This window comes from Streptomyces sp. NPDC055099 (assembly GCF_053607685.1).
This window is the reverse complement of record NZ_JBSGUA010000012.1, coordinates 67,617-82,918: the sequence shown is the minus strand read 5'-3', so window position 1 is coordinate 82,918 and position 15,302 is coordinate 67,617. Positions and strand designations below refer to the sequence as shown.

Here is a 15,302-nt window from a genome sequence, read left to right as displayed (position 1 = left end):
CGCCGGTGGACCCGGGGCTAGAAGCCTCGGGTCCGCTTGGCCGCCCGGCGGTTCGCCGCGGTGGTGGCGCCCGGGATCTTGAGGATCATCCGCGACACCTCGCTGCCCAGGTTCACGCCGATCGCGATGGCCAGTGCCGTCGCCGCCGCCTTGGTGAGCGAGTTGATGCCCGTGTTCATGTCGTTCTGCGCGAGCGCCAGCAGACCGAAGTACGTGGCGCTACCGGGCAGCAGCGGGCCGATGGCCGCGGTGACGTACGGCAGTGAAGAAGCGAAGCGGTAGCGCGAGAAGAGCTGGCCGAACAGGCCCACGAGCCCGGCGGCGACGGCCGTCGCCGCGACCGGCGAGAGCGCGAGCGAGGTCTGCGCGAGCGCCCCGTACATGACCCAGGCGATACCGCCGTTGAGGGTCACCATCAGCACGGTGTGACGTTCCTGCTGGAGCAGTATCGCGAAGGCGAGGCTCAGCGCCATCGACGCCAGGATCTGGATCACCGGGCGCGAGTCGGTCGCCACGAACGCCGTCTCCGGCTGCAGGCTCGTCGCGTCGAGCATCACGCCGAGCGACAGGACGAGCAGGACGCCGCAGACGATGCCCACGACGAGATAGCAGACCTCCAGAAGGCGGGCGGCCGCCGTGATGTAGTAGCCGGTCAGGCCGTCCTGGACGCCCGCGACCAGGGCTCTTCCGGGGATCAGCGCGAAGAGCCCACCGGTGATCACGGCGGAGGCGTTGACCTCCTGGGAGTGCACGAGGCTGAGCGTGACGCCCATCGCCGCGGGCGGCATCGCGGCCCCCACGAACTGGTAGAACTCCGGAAGGCCGCGGCCCGCGCACAGCCAGGCGAGCCGGTCGCCGAGCATCGCGCCGAACGCCGCGACCAGGAAGACAAGGGCGCCACCGCCGACGAGCACGGAGGCCGACCCCGCGAGCAGCCCGCTGGCCGCCGTGAGCGCCCATCCGGGGTACGGGTGACGGTTACGCCGGATCGCCGCCAGACGGCGGTAGGCCTCTTCCAGGGTGATGTCGATGTCCGTGTCGCTGATGTCGTCCACCAGCTGGAAGACGGCCGCGAGACGGGTGTAGTCGGTGCCCCGGCGGCGCACCGTCCTGGAGGCGGTGACCGGGTCCTCCACCAGGGAGGGCTGGTGCGAGATCGACAGCAGGGTGAACGTGACGGTCGGCTCGCAGCGGTCCAGGCCGTAACTGCGGCAGACGGCGAACATCGCCGCTTCCACGTCCTCGGCGCCCTCGCCGCCCGCGAGGAGCAGCTCGCCGATACGCAGGGTCAGGTCGAGCACACGCGGCACCGCGGGCCCGGTCTCGTCCTCGTGCTTCTGCGTGGCCTCCGGAGTGGGCCGTTCGGCGACCGGCATGCGCAGCATCGTGCGCATCTGGTCCTGCCAGGGCGTCTCCTTGGTGAGCTTCACCAGGGGTATGCCGTGCGGGGGCGTGAACGCGGGCGGCGCGTTGCGGGAGCTGTAGGTGTTCGGCGTGGTGAACGCCGACTTCTCCGTCTCCTGCGTGGTCGACGCGGGACTCGCAAGGCCGTTCGGGATCGCGAACTCGGAGGTCGTCTGCGACTCGTCCTCGGGCGGTGGTGGCTGCTGCATCACGCCGGCCGGCTGAGCGAACGCGCTCCGGGCCTCGTCCGACTGTGGCTTGCGGTCTTCGGCCTCCTGGTCAGCCACTTTCACTTGCCTCGCTCCCACATACGTACCTTGTGCACCTCCAGTACGAACAGTATGCGCACAGATACGCGAACGGGCCGCGCGGTCTTCGTGAAGATCGCGCGGCCCGTCAGGGGAGGTGCAGGGGCACTCAGTGACCCTGGGCCTCCGCACGCTTGTACGACTTCTCGATCTCGGCCTCGGCGTCCGCGCGGCCGACCCAGTCGGCGCCCTCGACGGACTTGCCGGGCTCCAGGTCCTTGTAGACCTCGAAGAAGTGCTGGATCTCCAGGCGGTCGAACTCGGAGACGTGGTGGATGTCGCGCAGGTGCTCCACGCGGGGGTCCGACGCCGGGACGCAGAGCAGCTTGTCGTCGCCGCCCGCCTCGTCGGTCATCCGGAACATGCCGATCGCGCGGCACTTGATGAGGCAGCCCGGGAAGGTCGGCTCGTCCAGGATGACGAGGGCGTCCAGCGGGTCACCGTCCTCGCCGAGGGTGTTCTCGACGAAGCCGTAGTCCGCGGGGTAGCTGGTCGACGTGAAGAGGCGACGGTCCAAGCGGATCCGGCCGGTCTCGTGGTCCACCTCGTACTTGTTCCGCGAACCCTTCGGAATCTCGATGGTGACGTCGAACTCCACGGGTGGCTCCTCCATGATCAGCACATACTTCGGGTGGTTAAGTGTCCCTCACGCAGATGTGTGATCGCGAAAGGGGCTGGTCGTCGTGCCCGAGCTCAAGCCTTGGCAGCAGACCCGGCAGCAGGTCGGGAAGCTCCTCGAGCAGCTTCCCAAGCCGTCGGCTCCCAAGATCTCCGCCGCTCTCAAAATTCCTGCGAAGCGCAAGACTTTGCAGCTCACGGCGGGTGCGGCCACCGTCGGACTCGCGATCGCGGCTGGTGCCGTGGCCGCGGCCGGCCCCTGGGACTCCTCCGGTCAGCGTACGGCCGAGCGGGACTGGGCGGCCTCTCAGGAGGCCGGGGGTGGCACAGATCACGGCGGTCGTACGTCCGGACGGGCTCCGGCGGACGCCCCGAGCGCCCCGTCCGTGCTCAAGGGCCTCGGTGTGCCGGCCGGCTCCGCGCACGGCGGCTCCGCGCCCGCACCGGACGGCAAGGCGGTGGCGGGGGTCCTCGATCCGCTCCTGAAGGCCAAGGCGCTGGGCCCCGAGCGCTCGGCGGTCGTGATCGACGCCGGCACCGGGCGGCGGGTCTACGGCAAGGGCGGCGGCGAGGCCCTGACGCCCGCGTCCACCACGAAGATCGCCACGGCGGTCGCGGCACTGACCGCGGCCGGGGCGGACCACCGCATCACCACGAAGACGGTCATCGAACCGGACTCCAAGGAGGTCGTCCTGGTCGGCGGCGGCGACCCCACGCTCACCGCACGCAAGGACGGCCCCTACGCGGGAAGCGCCGCCAGCCTGCGGAAGCTGGCCAAGGACACCGCGCGCGCCCTGAAGGAGCGCGGCACCGAGAAGGTGACCCTGACGTACGACACCTCGCTCTACAGCGGGGAGCAGCAGCACCCCATCGGCCCGAACGAGAACCTCACCCTGGTCAGCGCCCTGATGGCCGACGAGGGCCGCCTCGACGACTCCTCCAGCGGCCCGGCTCCCCGGTCGGGCGACCCGGCGGGCGACGCGGCGAAGAAGTTCGCCGGCCTCCTGGAGAAGGAGGGCATCGAGACCGGCACCGTCGGGAAGGACAAGAAGGACCCCGGCCCGTCCAAGGCGGGCGACCGGGCCGACTCGCTGGCCGAGGTCGAGTCCCCGCCCCTGTCGGCCCTCGTCGAGCGGATGCTGACGCACAGCGACAACGACATCGCCGAGGCGCTGGCCCGCCAGACGGCGCTCGCCTCGAAGGAGCCCGCGAGCTTCGACGGCGCGGGCAGGGCCATCGACGCCCAGCTCAAGAAGGCGCAGCTGCCGCTGAAGGGCACGAAGTTCGCCGACGGCAGCGGCCTGGACCGGGCCGACCGCAGCTCGGCTGAGCTGCTCGCCGCGCTGCTGGCCCGCGCCGCCGACCCCGCCCACCCCGAACTGCGCTCCGTGGTGACGGGCCTGCCGGTGGCGGGCTTCACGGGCACCCTGGTGGACCGCTACCCCAAGGACTCCCCGGGCACCGGCGTCGTCCGTGCCAAGACCGGCACCCTGACGGGCGTGAACACCCTGGCGGGCACGGTCGTCGACGCGGAGGGCCGCCTCCTGGTCTTCGCTTTCATGACCACCGGCACGACGGACCCGAAGGCGGCCCAGGCGGCGCTGGACGAGATGGCGTCAGCGGTGGCGAAGTGCGGTTGCCGGTGACCTTTCGCCGCTGACCTTCGCCCCGCCTCGTTGACCCCTACGGGCGCGGAGTGGGGCAATCTCGGGGTTCAACCCCCTCCGCGGGCGGACACGACCACGTACCGTTGACGCATGACGAGCATCGGTGGTGCGGAGATGGTCGACTGGAATCTCGCGGTGGCGACCGCGACCCGGCTCGTGCGGCCGGGTCCAGAAGTGAGCCGGGACGAGGCACGCGCCATCGTCGCCGAGCTCCGGAAGCATGCGAAGTCCTCGGAGGAGCACGTCCGGGCCTTCACCCGGATGGGCACGGAGGACATCCACGACACCCCGGTGCTCGTCGTCGACCGCGCCGGATGGATCAAGGCGAACGTCGCCGGTTTCCGGGAGATCCTCAAGCCCCTCCTGGACAAGATGCAGGACCGTCGCTCGGGCGGTCCGGGCGCCGTGCTCGGCGCGGTCGGCGGCAAGGTCACCGGCGTGGAGCTGGGCATGCTGCTCTCCTTCCTCGCCTCCCGCGTCCTCGGGCAGTACGAGACCTTCGCCCCGGCCACCCGCGACCTCCCCGCGGGAGAGCACGGCGGCGGCAGGCTCCTCCTCGTGGCGCCGAACATCGTGCACGTCGAGCGCGAACTGGACGTGGACCCCCACGACTTCAGGCTCTGGGTGTGCCTGCACGAGGAGACGCACCGCACGCAGTTCTCGGCCGTGCCCTGGCTGCGTGACCACCTCGAAGGCGAGATCCAGGCGTTCCTCTCGGAGACCGAGGTCGACCCGATGACGGTCCTGGAACGCATCAGGGAAGCGGCGCAGTCCCTCGCGGGCGGCCGCCCCGAGGGCGAGGAGGACGACGGGGGCCGCTCCATCGTGGAGCTCGTCCAGACCCCCGCCCAGCGCGAGATCCTCGCCCGGCTCACGGCGGTCATGTCGCTCCTCGAAGGCCACGCCGACTTCGTGATGGACGGAGTCGGGCCCGACGTGGTGCCGTCCGTCGCCGAGATCCGGGAGAAATTCCAGCAGCGCAGGGCGCGCGGGGCGAGCCGCCTTGACCAAGCCCTGCGCAAGCTGCTCGGCCTTGACGCGAAATTGCGCCAATACCGGGACGGCGAGCGTTTCGTGCGCGCGGTCGTCGGCGAGGTCGGAATGGACGGCTTCAACCGGGTCTGGACTTCGCCGAACACGCTGCCCACCAAGTCGGAGATCGCCAAACCGGCGGACTGGGTCGCGCGGGTGCACCGTAAGGGAGACTGAGGACAGCAGGGGAGCGAGTTGCGGCCGATGGCAGGCGAACGCCCCTGCAATCACCCGTCCGAGGGACCGTGAGCCATGGGTAGGCGTGCAATGCTCGGGGAACGGCTCGGCTCTGTCACCATCGACACACTCTGAGTGACTAACCTCTGGGGATCTGCCTGAGGCCCGATCTCCCGAGTGTGGTCCTGAGGAGTGACAGGTCCGAGGCTCACCCCCGAACTTCATGAAGGGAACCGGACATGGGTCCCCATCCTGCGGTCGCGGCGATACGCCTGGCGGTCCGCCGCGTACTCCACGACGTACTGACCGACGTACAGCGCACCGACGCCCAGCGCGCCGATCTACGGCGGCCCGAAGCACAGCGCGCCCCCGACGCACAGCGCACCCCCGAGCTCGTCCCCCCACGCCCCGCGCACCCCCACCCTCCACGCGAGCGGGCCACGTCGCCACTCGTCCTTGTCGCCTGCTCCGGTGGCGCCGACTCCATGGCGCTCGCCTCCGCCCTCGCCTTCGAGGCCCCCAAACTCGGCATCCGTGCCGGCGGCGTCACCGTCGACCACGGACTGCAGGACGGGTCCGAGCTGCGCGCCGCCGAGGTCGTCTCGCGGCTCACCGCCCTCGGCCTCGACCCCATCGAGTCCGTGGCCGTCGACGTCGGCAGGGACGGCGGCCCCGAGGCCGCGGCCCGCGACGCGAGATACGGCGCGCTCGACGCCGTCGCCGAGCGCCACGGCGCCGCCGCGATCCTGCTCGGCCACACCCGCGACGACCAGGCGGAGACCGTCCTGCTCGGTCTCGCCCGGGGCTCCGGCATCCGCTCCCTGTCCGGGATGGCGGCCGTTTCGGGCGGCCCGGGAGCCGACCGCCGCTACCGCCGCCCCTTCCTGCACATCGACCGGCAGACCGCCCGCAAGGCCTGCATGGTCCAGTCGCTGCCCGTCTGGGACGACCCGCACAACACCGACCCCGCCTACACGCGCTCGCGGCTGCGGCACGAGGGCCTGCCCGCCCTGGAGAAGGCCCTCGGCAAGGGCGTCGTGGAAGCACTCGCCCGTACGGCCCAGTTGTCCCGGGACGACGCCGACGCCCTGGACCACTGGGCCGCACAGGCGGAAGCTTCCGTGCGCGACGCGGCGGGGCTCCTGGAGTGCGCCAAGCTCTACGCCCTGCCGCCCGCCGTCCGCCGCCGCATCGTCCGCCGCGCCGCCATCGAGGCGGGCGCCCCGGCCGGTGCGCTGTTCGCCCGGCACCTCGAAGAGGTCGACCGGCTGATCACGGGCTGGCGCGGCCAGGGAGCCATCAATCTCCCGGGCAAAGTCGTCGCCCAGCGCCAGGGTGGCAGACTGGTGATCCGGCAAGGCTGTTGACCGAGGGGCCCCTGGGCCTCGCACAGCCGGTGTGACGGACGACCGAAAGTGATGCGGGTGGACGCGAAAGACATGGGCACCGACCTTCAGTCGGTGCTCATCACCAAGGAAGAGATCGACGCGAAGCTGGCGGAGCTGGCAGCGAAGATCGACGCGGAGTACGCGGGCAAGGACCTGCTGATCGTCGGTGTGCTCAAGGGCGCGGTGATGGTCATGGCGGACCTGGCGCGTGCGCTGTCCACCCCGCTCACCATGGACTGGATGGCCGTGTCGTCGTACGGCGCGGGCACCCAGTCCTCCGGTGTCGTGCGGATCCTCAAGGACCTGGACACCGACATCAAGGGCAAGCACGTCCTGATCGTCGAGGACATCATCGACTCCGGTCTGACGCTGTCCTGGCTGCTCTCCAACCTCGGCTCGCGCGAGCCCGCGTCGCTGAAGGTGTGCACGCTCCTTCGCAAGCCCGAGGCGGCCAAGGTCGCGATCGACGTGGAGTGGGTCGGCTTCGACATCCCGAACGAGTTCGTCATCGGGTACGGCCTGGACTACGCGGAGAAGTACCGCAATCTGCCGTTCGTCGGCACCCTCGCCCCGCACGTGTACGGCGGCTGATCACCGGGCCTCCCGGCCCTCCCCCGGCCAACTCGTCGGAGGCGGCCGGGAACCCTCACCCGTTTCCCCGCGTTGAAGCATGCGAAGACGGGTTTGTCAGCCGTCCCGTGCGGCTTCGGGTGACAATGCTGGGGTACCGTCCGAAGAACAGTCTTTATCAAACTCACTATGGCAGGAGGGACGGGGCGTCATCGCTCCGTATGGATGGACGTGAAGCGATACTTCCGTGGGCCAGTCATGTGGATCGTGCTGGCCGTCCTTGCCGTGGTCGTGTTGATGCAGGTCGTCGGTTCGTCCGGCGGCTACAAGACGGTGGACACCGGCCAGGTTGTGCAGGCGATCAACGACGACAAGGTCGAATCCGCCAAGCTCACGACCGGTGACGAGCGGACCATCAAGGTCGAGCTCAAGGACGGCCAGAAGGTCAAGGACAGCAGCAAGATCCAGGCGAGCTACATCGGCGACCAGGGTGTCGCCATCGCCAACACCTTGCAGGAGAAGTTCGAGGACAAGAAGATCCCGGACGGTTACACCGTCTCGGAGTCGAAGCAGAACCCGTTCGTCGGCATCCTGCTCTCCCTGCTCCCCTTCGTACTCATCGTCGTCGTCTTCCTGTTCCTGATGAATCAGATGCAGGGCGGCGGCTCCCGGGTCATGCAGTTCGGGAAGTCCAAGGCGAAGCTCATCACCAAGGACACCCCGAAGACGACGTTCTCCGACGTCGCCGGCTCGGACGAGGCCGTCGAGGAACTCCACGAGATCAAGGAATTCCTCCAGGAGCCTGCGAAGTTCCAGGCCGTCGGAGCGAAGATCCCCAAGGGCGTGCTCCTCTACGGGCCGCCCGGTACGGGCAAGACGCTCCTCGCGCGCGCCGTCGCGGGTGAGGCCGGCGTGCCGTTCTACTCGATCTCCGGTTCCGACTTCGTCGAGATGTTCGTCGGTGTCGGTGCGTCGCGTGTACGTGACCTCTTCGAGCAGGCCAAGGCGAACGCCCCGGCGATCGTCTTCGTCGACGAGATCGACGCCGTCGGCCGGCACCGCGGTGCCGGTATGGGCGGCGGTCACGACGAGCGCGAGCAGACGCTGAACCAGCTGCTCGTCGAGATGGACGGCTTCGACGTGAAGGGCGGCGTCATCCTGATCGCCGCCACGAACCGGCCCGACATCCTCGACCCGGCGCTGCTTCGTCCCGGCCGTTTCGACCGTCAGATCGCGGTCGACCGTCCGGACATGCAGGGCCGTCTGGAGATCCTCAAGGTTCACCAGAAGGGCAAGCCGGTCGCCCCGGACGTCGACCTGGGCGCGGTGGCACGGCGTACGCCGGGCTTCACCGGCGCCGACCTGTCGAACGTGCTGAACGAAGCGGCGCTCCTCACGGCGCGCGGCGACAAGAAGCTGATCGACAACCACTCGCTCGACGAGGCGATCGACCGTGTCGTGGCCGGTCCGCAGAAGCGGACGCGGATCATGTCCGACAAGGAGAAGAAGATCACCGCGTACCACGAGGGCGGACACGCCCTGGTCGCGGCGGCGTCTCCGAACTCGGACCCGGTCCACAAGATCACGATCCTGTCGCGCGGCAGAGCCCTCGGTTACACGATGGTCCTGCCGGACGAGGACAAGTACTCGACCACGCGCAACGAAATGCTCGACCAGCTCGCGTACATGCTGGGCGGGCGCGCGGCCGAGGAGCTCGTCTTCCACGACCCGACGACGGGCGCGGCGAACGACATCGAGAAGGCCACCGCGACCGCACGGGCCATGGTCACGCAGTACGGCATGACCGAGCGGCTCGGCGCGATCAAGTTCGGTGGCGACAACACCGAGCCGTTCCTGGGCCGCGAGATGGGTCACCCGCGCGATTACTCGGAAGAGGTCGCGGCGCTGGTCGACGAAGAGGTCAAGAAGCTCATCGAGACCGCGCACAACGAAGCCTGGGAGATCCTCGTCGAGAACCGCGACGTTCTCGACAACCTGGTTCTGCAGCTCCTCGAGAAGGAGACGCTGAACAAGGAGCAGATCGCCGAGGTCTTCGCCGGCATCGTGAAGCGTCCGGCCCGCCCGGCGTGGACCGGTTCCTCGCGGCGCACGCCCTCGACCCGCCCGCCGGTGCTCTCCCCCCGGGAGCTGTCACTGACGAACGGTGCGAACGGCGCCACGCCCGCGGTGACCGCGGGCCCGACTGAGACGCCGATCGACGTGACCAAGGAGGATCGCCCCGAAGGCTGATCCCCCGGTCGCCTCAACAGGCCCGGAATGGAAGCTGCGCCCCCCTGGTTCTAGCCTGGGGGGCGCAGTTTTTTCGTACGCAGTAGCGCTTTCGTACGCAGTGACGCATGAAACGCAAGGAACGAGGCACAGATGACCGACCCCGTGACGCTGGACGGCGAGGGCACGATCGGCGTTTTCGACGAGAAGCGGGCCGAGAACGCCGTGCGTGAGCTGCTGATCGCGGTCGGGGAGGACCCGGACCGCGAGGGCCTGCGGGAGACTCCGGGCCGCGTGGCACGCGCGTACAAGGAGATATTCGGCGGTCTGTGGCTCAAGCCCGAGGACGTCCTGACGACGACGTTCGACCTCGGCCACGACGAGATGGTCCTGGTGAAGGACATCGAGGTGCAGAGCTCCTGTGAGCACCACCTGGTGCCCTTCCACGGTGTCGCGCACGTCGGCTACATCCCGTCCTCCGACGGCAAGATCACCGGCCTTTCGAAGCTCGCCCGCCTCGTGGACGTGTACGCACGCCGTCCGCAGGTCCAGGAGCGGCTGACCACGCAGGTCGCCGACTCGCTGATGGAGATCCTGGAGCCGCGCGGCGTCATCGTGGTCGTCGAGTGCGAGCACATGTGCATGACCATGCGCGGGGTGCGCAAGCCCGGCGCCAAGACGATCACCTCGGCGGTGCGCGGGCAGCTCCGCGACCCCGCGACGCGCAACGAGGCGATGAGCCTGATCATGGCGCGCTAGCGGCGGACGCTCCGGTCCGCGCCCGGCCGCTTCAGGCGGCCGCGGCCGTTCCGCCGGTCTCGTCGTCGTCCTCCGGGAGCCTGCAGACGCGCTCCAGGAAGAAGGCCGCCGCTATGACCGCGATGCCGGCCACCAGGGAGAGACCGGCGTAGATCGCCTGGTCGCGGCGGGTCGGGACGTTCAGGTACTCCAGGAGGAAGGCGCCCGTGCCGCCGTACATCCCGGCGACCAGGGCGGCCACCAGGGCGCTCGCCTGGCCGAAGACGACCGCGCGGGCGGCCATCAGCGGCTCGACGCCCTTGGCCCCGGGACGTCGCTCGCGCTGGGCGCGCAGCCGGGCGCGTAGGGACAGGGCCGTGGCAAGCAGCACGGCCGCGATCACCGCGAGCACGATGGGCGCGGCCAGCGGGACCCGCGGGAGGGTGCCCACGGAGTCCCACAGCCGGGCGCCCGCCCAGGACAGCACGCCGGCCACCAGGAAGAGGCCGATCAGTGTCCTGATGCGCAGCTGCTTCACGGATGACCCTTCATCGTCGTACGGACCGCTTCTTGCCGAGCTTCTCGTCGATCTCGATCGTGCGGGTCCGATAGACCCTAACGATTACTCGGGCAGGCGGAGTTCCAGGTCGACGCGGGGCGTGACGCCCTCGCGGGTGACCTTGGCGAGCAGGTCGGCCACCTCGCCGCGTCCCGCCAGCTGGGCCTCGGGCTCCACGTCGTGCCAGGGGGCCAGGACGAAGGCGCGTTCGTGCGCGCGCGGGTGGGGGAGGGTGAGGTCGGGGTCGTCCGAGACGATGTCCGCGTACGCCACGATGTCGACGTCGATCGTGCGGGCGGCCCAGCGCTCGTCCCGGACGCGGTGGAAGGCCTCCTCGATGGCGTGGGCCCGCTCCAGGAGCGAGGAGGGCGGCAGGGTCGTCTTCACCACGACCACCGCGTTGAAGTACGACGGCTGGGTGCCGGGGTCGACGCCCCAGGGCTCCGTCTCGTACACCGGGGAGACGGCCTTGACGCGCAGGCCGGGGGTGTCCTCCAGGGCGTCGACGGCGCCCTGCAGCGTCTCCAGACGGTTGCCGAGATTGCTGCCGAGGGCGATCACGGCGCGTTTGGGGTTGGAGAGGGTGGTGTCGGCGGCGTCGACCTGCTCCACGACGGCGGTGGGCACCGGCTGGACGGTCGGGTCGCTCTGCCCTTGCGTGGAAAACGCGGTCATACTCGGCTCCGGGTGATGGTGACGGTCACGTCGTCGAAGGGGACGGTGATCGGGGCGTCCGGTTTGTGGACGCACACCTCGACCTCCAGGACTCCTTCGTGCTTCAGACACGTCTGTGCGATGCGCTCGGCGAGGGTCTCGATGAGGTCCACCGGGTCGCCTTCGACGGCGGCCACGACCTCCTCGGCCACGATGCCGTAGTGCACGGTCTTCGCCAGGTCGTCGTCGGCGGCGGCCGCACGGGTGTCCAGGCCAAGCACCAGGTCCACGATGAAGGTCTGGCCCTCTTCGCGTTCCCGCGGAAAGACACCGTGGTGTCCACGGGCCTTGAGGCCGCGCAGCGCGACACGATCCACGCGAATCACTCCTGCAATCGTCGTTATCGGCAGGCCTGCACCGAGTGCGGTCGGCACACCAGCCTCGATCGAATCTACCTGCGCGCACTGACAGCCCTCGTCCGCGGGGGCTCCCGGAATCGCCCCTACCCACTCAAGAGGGTGTGTCCTCGCCCTCTTCGTCGTCGGTTTCGGCGAGTACGGGTGAGGCGTGGTGCGACCAGAGCTTCCATCCGTCGACTGTGTGCCGGAACACATTGGTGGCGACGACGAGCTGGCCGACGAGCGGACCGAGTTCGCCGCCCGCCTCGGGCGGCGGGCCGCCGCTGAGGATGTTCTCCGTGCAGGTCACCAGGGCGGTGTCACCGGCCACGCCGACGTGCACGTCGGTCAGGAAGAACTGGATGTACTCGGTGTTCGCCATGATCAGCGCGTACGACCTGAGGACCTCGCCGCGGCCCGTGAGCACCGGCCAGCCGGGGTGGACGCAGGAGATCGCGGCTTCGGCGCGGTCCTCCGCGATGTCCTCGTCGTCCCGGGCGTCGGGGTCGTGCGCCTCGGGCGCCGCGTCCGCGTCCAGCCAGAGGTCGGAGAGCTCGTCGAAGTCGCCGCGCTCCAGTGCTTCGTAGAAGGCCGTGTTGGCCAGCTCGACCTGTTCGACGTCGGTCCTGGCCCCGGTCACCGAGAACCGCCCGCCGCGCTGGTCACGGCGTGTGCGACACGGACGGCGTCGGCGGTGGCCCGCACCTCGTGCACACGGACCGCCCACGCGCCCTGGTGGGCGGCGATGGCGGAGACCGCGGCGGTGGCCGCGTCGCGCTCGCGGGCGGGCGGCGGAGAGCCCTCGGGACCGGCCAGGACACGGCCGAGGAAGCGCTTGCGCGACGCGGCGACCAGGATCGGGTGGCCGAGCTCGCGCAGCCGGTCGATGCGCGCCAGGAGCGCCAGGTCGTGCTCCGCGTTCTTGGAGAAGCCGAGGCCGGGGTCGACGACGATGCGCTCGGGGGCGATGCCGCCCTCGATGGCGGCCTCCACGCGCGCGTGCAGCTCGTCGACGACTTCGGAGACCACGTCCTCGTACACGGGCGTGGCGTGGATGTCGGCGAGGAAGCCGCGCCAGTGCATCACCACGAAGGGCGCGCCCGCGGCGGCGACCGCGGGGACCATGCGCTCGTCGGCGAGGCCGCCGCTGACGTCGTTGACCAGGACGGCGCCCGCGGCCAGTGCCTGCTCGGCGACGGTGGCGCGCATGGTGTCCACGGAGACCGTCACGCCTTCGGCCGCCAGGCCCCGCACGACGGGGACCACGCGCCGCAGCTCCTCGTCCTCGTCCACGCGCGTGGCGCCGGGGCGGGTGGACTCACCGCCCACGTCGACCAGGTCGGCGCCCTGGGCGACCAGGTCGATGCCGTGCTTGACGGCGGCCGTGGTGTCGAACCAGCGGCCCCCGTCGGAGAAGGAGTCGGGGGTCACGTTCACGACCCCCATGACCGCACAGCGGCCCCAGTGGGGCAGCCCCTCGACCGGTCCCCGCCCGCGCAACGTACTCATGCCTCCAGCCTAGGCCCGAGCGGGCGGGCGCTACGCCGCCCGGACCTCACGCTCTGCGGTCCGGTGCGGGCAGGGGCGGCGCTGTGCGCCCGCCCGGCGCAGGAAGCGGGGCATCGCGAGGGTCACGAAGCCCTCGGCCTGCATGGCCGCGAAGCCGATGCGGGGGAGGTCCTTGGAGGAGCGGTAGACGACGAAGCGGGGCTCCCAGCGGGGGCGGAACTTCGCGTTGAACTTGTAGAGCGACTCGATCTGGAACCAGCGCGAGAGGAAGACGAGCAGGCCCCTCCAGGCGCGCAGGACGGGCCCCGCGCCGATCTTCTCGCCGCGGGCGAGGGCCGCACGGAACATCGCGAAGTTGAGGGACACGCGCGCGATGCCGAGCTTCGGGGCGGCCTGCAGGGCGGCCACGATGAGCAGCTCGTTCATGCCGGGGTCGGCGGCGCGGTCGCGGCGCATGAGGTCCAGGGAGACGCCGTCCTTGCCCCAGGGGACGAAGTGGAGGATCGCCTTGAGGTCTCCGTAGGGGCCCGGTTCGTCGTCCGCCTTGTGGGCGGTGGCGATCAGACAGTCGCCGTCGTCCGGGTCACCGATGCGGCCGAGCGCCATGGAGAAGCCGCGTTCGGTGTCGGTGCCGCGCCAGTCGTCGGCGGCGCGCTGTATCCGCTCCAGTTCGCGCTCCCCGAGGTCACGCACGCGCCGTACGCGCGTCTCGTAGCCATTCCGCTCGATCCGCTTGACCATCTGGCGTACGTTGCGCATCGCACGCCCGGACAGGGAGAAATCCACGACGTCCACCACCGCCTCGTCGCCCAGTTCGAGGGCGTCCAGGCCGGTCTCGCGGGTCCAGACCTCGCCGCCGGTCTCGGAGCAGCCCATCACGGCGGGCGTCCAGGAGTGGGCCTTGGCCTCGTCCATGAAGCGTTCGATGGCGCCGGGCCAGGCCTCCACGTCACCGATGGGGTCGCCGCTCGCGAGCATCACCCCGGAGACGACGCGGTAGGTGACCGCGGCCTTGCCGCTGGGGGAGAAGACGGCGCCCTTGTCGCGGCGGAGCGCGAAGTGGCCGAGGGAGTCGCGGGCGCCGTGCTTGTCGAGCAGGGCGCGCAGCTTGGCCTCGTCGTCCTCGGTGAGGCGCGCGGCGGGGTGTTCGGGGCGGAAGGCCAGGTAGATGGTGGTGAGGGCGGTCAGCATGCCGAGCGCGCCCAGCGAGTAGGCGACGGTCCAGGACGTGGTCCCGTAGTAGTCGACCGGGCCCTCGAAGCCGAACAGGCCGTACAGGACGTGGGTGAGGCGGTCCGTGATGCTCGGGTCGCCGATGACCTTGCCCGGGTGGGCGCTGACGATCACGAGGCCGAGGACGAGGGAACCGGCCCCGAGGAGAACGAAGTTGGCCAACGCGCGCCAGCGGCTGCGCGGGTCGGGCAGCGCGGCGAACTCGCCCCGGTGGCGAAGGAGCAGCGTCAGGAGGGCCCCTGAGATCAGTACGCCGATGACCGAGTGCCGGTAGGCGAACTGCGCGACGGCACCGGCCGGGAGCAGCACCACGGCGGCCCGCCAGGCCCGCCGCTTGTGGCGCCGCAGGCCGTGCGCGAGAAGCAGCAGGAGGACGCCGGAGCTGAGCGCGAGCGCGGCGGCGAAGGGGCCGAGCGCGCCGGGCAGGACCTCGGCGATGGCGTGCATGCGGCTGTGCCGGAAGCGCGGGAAGACGCCGGCCGCTATGTTCAGCAGGCCCACGAGGGTGCAGGCACGGGCGACGAGGGTCGGTACGGACTCGGGGCGTGGGCCTCGGAACAGCCGACCGATTCTGCCGTCACGGAGCCCGCCGGTACGGCGCCGTCCCTCGGGGCGGCTGCCCTCACTGTCCGGAACCCCACCCGACATTTCCGCATCTATCCTGACAGACATCGCATCCCGTGGTTCTGCGAGAGACCTTGATTCCGGCACCAAAACGGCATCCGGCGACATTGCGACCTCTAGGACGGTCCTTCTGGGAGTCGGGTTCACTCCCGACCGGAAAACCGCCGGAAAAGAACTACGGATCAGGCAGAAAG

General features: G+C 70.3%; 14 protein-coding genes. 6 read left to right on the top strand and 8 right to left on the bottom strand.

Annotated elements, in window-relative coordinates:
* Positions 1–17: 17 nt before the first annotated feature.
* Positions 18–1,691 (bottom strand): threonine/serine ThrE exporter family protein, encoded by a 1,674-nt coding sequence (locus ACWFRU_RS27395; protein WP_453690806.1) that lies wholly within the window; start codon positions 1,689–1,691, stop codon positions 18–20.
* 130 nt (positions 1,692–1,821) lie between these two features.
* A complete protein-coding gene (locus ACWFRU_RS27390; protein ID WP_135330561.1) occupies positions 1,822–2,310 on the bottom strand; it encodes an inorganic diphosphatase in 489 nt (162 codons plus the stop codon).
* 85 nt (positions 2,311–2,395) lie between these two features.
* On the opposite strand from ACWFRU_RS27390, the gene dacB reads away from it, so the two are divergent.
* From dacB to folE, 6 genes are all read left to right on the top strand, one after another.
* Positions 2,396–3,976, top strand: a complete 1,581-nt coding sequence (gene dacB, locus ACWFRU_RS27385) for a D-alanyl-D-alanine carboxypeptidase/D-alanyl-D-alanine endopeptidase (RefSeq protein WP_453690805.1) — start codon at positions 2,396–2,398, stop codon at positions 3,974–3,976.
* Between the two features lie 111 nt (positions 3,977–4,087).
* Positions 4,088–5,206, top strand: a complete 1,119-nt coding sequence (locus ACWFRU_RS27380) for a zinc-dependent metalloprotease (RefSeq protein ID WP_453690804.1) — start codon at positions 4,088–4,090, stop codon at positions 5,204–5,206.
* A gap of 239 nt (positions 5,207–5,445) precedes the next feature.
* Positions 5,446–6,573, top strand: coding sequence for a tRNA lysidine(34) synthetase TilS (tilS, locus tag ACWFRU_RS27375; RefSeq protein WP_453690803.1), 1,128 nt, complete (start codon positions 5,446–5,448; stop codon positions 6,571–6,573).
* Between the two features lie 51 nt (positions 6,574–6,624).
* The gene (hpt, locus tag ACWFRU_RS27370) at positions 6,625–7,185 is read left to right on the top strand and encodes a hypoxanthine phosphoribosyltransferase (RefSeq protein ID WP_135330538.1); all 561 of its coding nucleotides are present in this window, start codon (positions 6,625–6,627) and stop codon (positions 7,183–7,185) included.
* 204 nt (positions 7,186–7,389) lie between these two features.
* Positions 7,390–9,414 (top strand): ATP-dependent zinc metalloprotease FtsH, encoded by a 2,025-nt coding sequence (ftsH, locus tag ACWFRU_RS27365; RefSeq protein WP_363210592.1) that lies wholly within the window; start codon positions 7,390–7,392, stop codon positions 9,412–9,414.
* 132 nt (positions 9,415–9,546) lie between these two features.
* Positions 9,547–10,152 (top strand): GTP cyclohydrolase I FolE, encoded by a 606-nt coding sequence (gene folE / locus ACWFRU_RS27360; RefSeq protein ID WP_453690802.1) that lies wholly within the window; start codon positions 9,547–9,549, stop codon positions 10,150–10,152.
* A gap of 31 nt (positions 10,153–10,183) precedes the next feature.
* Here folE and ACWFRU_RS27355 read toward each other — a convergent pair whose 3' ends face one another.
* The 6 genes from ACWFRU_RS27355 to ACWFRU_RS27330 form a co-directional block, all read right to left on the bottom strand.
* Positions 10,184–10,669, bottom strand: a complete 486-nt coding sequence (locus ACWFRU_RS27355; protein WP_453690801.1) for a DUF3180 domain-containing protein — start codon at positions 10,667–10,669, stop codon at positions 10,184–10,186.
* 84 nt (positions 10,670–10,753) lie between these two features.
* Complete coding sequence (gene folK, locus ACWFRU_RS27350) at positions 10,754–11,365, bottom strand: 2-amino-4-hydroxy-6-hydroxymethyldihydropteridine diphosphokinase (RefSeq protein ID WP_453690800.1); 612 nt, start codon at positions 11,363–11,365, stop codon at positions 10,754–10,756.
* A complete protein-coding gene (folB, locus tag ACWFRU_RS27345) occupies positions 11,362–11,721 on the bottom strand; it encodes a dihydroneopterin aldolase (protein WP_363210595.1) in 360 nt (119 codons plus the stop codon). Before folB ends, folK begins: the two co-directional genes overlap by 4 nt.
* Positions 11,722–11,854: 133 nt before the next feature.
* Positions 11,855–12,382: a nuclear transport factor 2 family protein gene (locus ACWFRU_RS27340; protein ID WP_453690799.1), complete on the bottom strand. Its 528-nt coding sequence runs from the start codon at positions 12,380–12,382 to the stop codon at positions 11,855–11,857.
* Positions 12,379–13,251, bottom strand: a complete 873-nt coding sequence (gene folP / locus ACWFRU_RS27335; RefSeq protein WP_453690798.1) for a dihydropteroate synthase — start codon at positions 13,249–13,251, stop codon at positions 12,379–12,381. The genes ACWFRU_RS27340 and folP overlap by 4 nt, the downstream gene beginning before the upstream one ends.
* A gap of 30 nt (positions 13,252–13,281) precedes the next feature.
* Complete coding sequence (locus ACWFRU_RS27330) at positions 13,282–15,132, bottom strand: phosphatidylglycerol lysyltransferase domain-containing protein (RefSeq protein WP_453690797.1); 1,851 nt, start codon at positions 15,130–15,132, stop codon at positions 13,282–13,284.
* Positions 15,133–15,302: the final 170 nt, after the last annotated feature.

Bases quoted from the DNA above. Each gene is read 5' to 3' on its own strand.
- tilS (WP_453690803.1), top strand. From the start codon at position 5,446: ATGGGTCCCCATCCTGCGGTCGCGGCGATACGCCTGGCGGTCCGCCGC.
- hpt (WP_135330538.1), top strand. From the start codon at position 6,625: ATGCGGGTGGACGCGAAAGACATGGGCACCGACCTTCAGTCGGTGCTC.
- folP (WP_453690798.1), bottom strand. From the start codon at position 13,251: ATGAGTACGTTGCGCGGGCGGGGACCGGTCGAGGGGCTGCCCCACTGG.
- ACWFRU_RS27330 (WP_453690797.1), bottom strand. From the start codon at position 15,132: ATGTCGGGTGGGGTTCCGGACAGTGAGGGCAGCCGCCCCGAGGGACGG.
- ftsH (WP_363210592.1), top strand. From the start codon at position 7,390: ATGGACGTGAAGCGATACTTCCGTGGGCCAGTCATGTGGATCGTGCTG.
- folE (WP_453690802.1), top strand. From the start codon at position 9,547: ATGACCGACCCCGTGACGCTGGACGGCGAGGGCACGATCGGCGTTTTC.
- folK (WP_453690800.1), bottom strand. From the start codon at position 11,365: ATGACCGCGTTTTCCACGCAAGGGCAGAGCGACCCGACCGTCCAGCCG.
- ACWFRU_RS27380 (WP_453690804.1), top strand. From the start codon at position 4,088: ATGACGAGCATCGGTGGTGCGGAGATGGTCGACTGGAATCTCGCGGTG.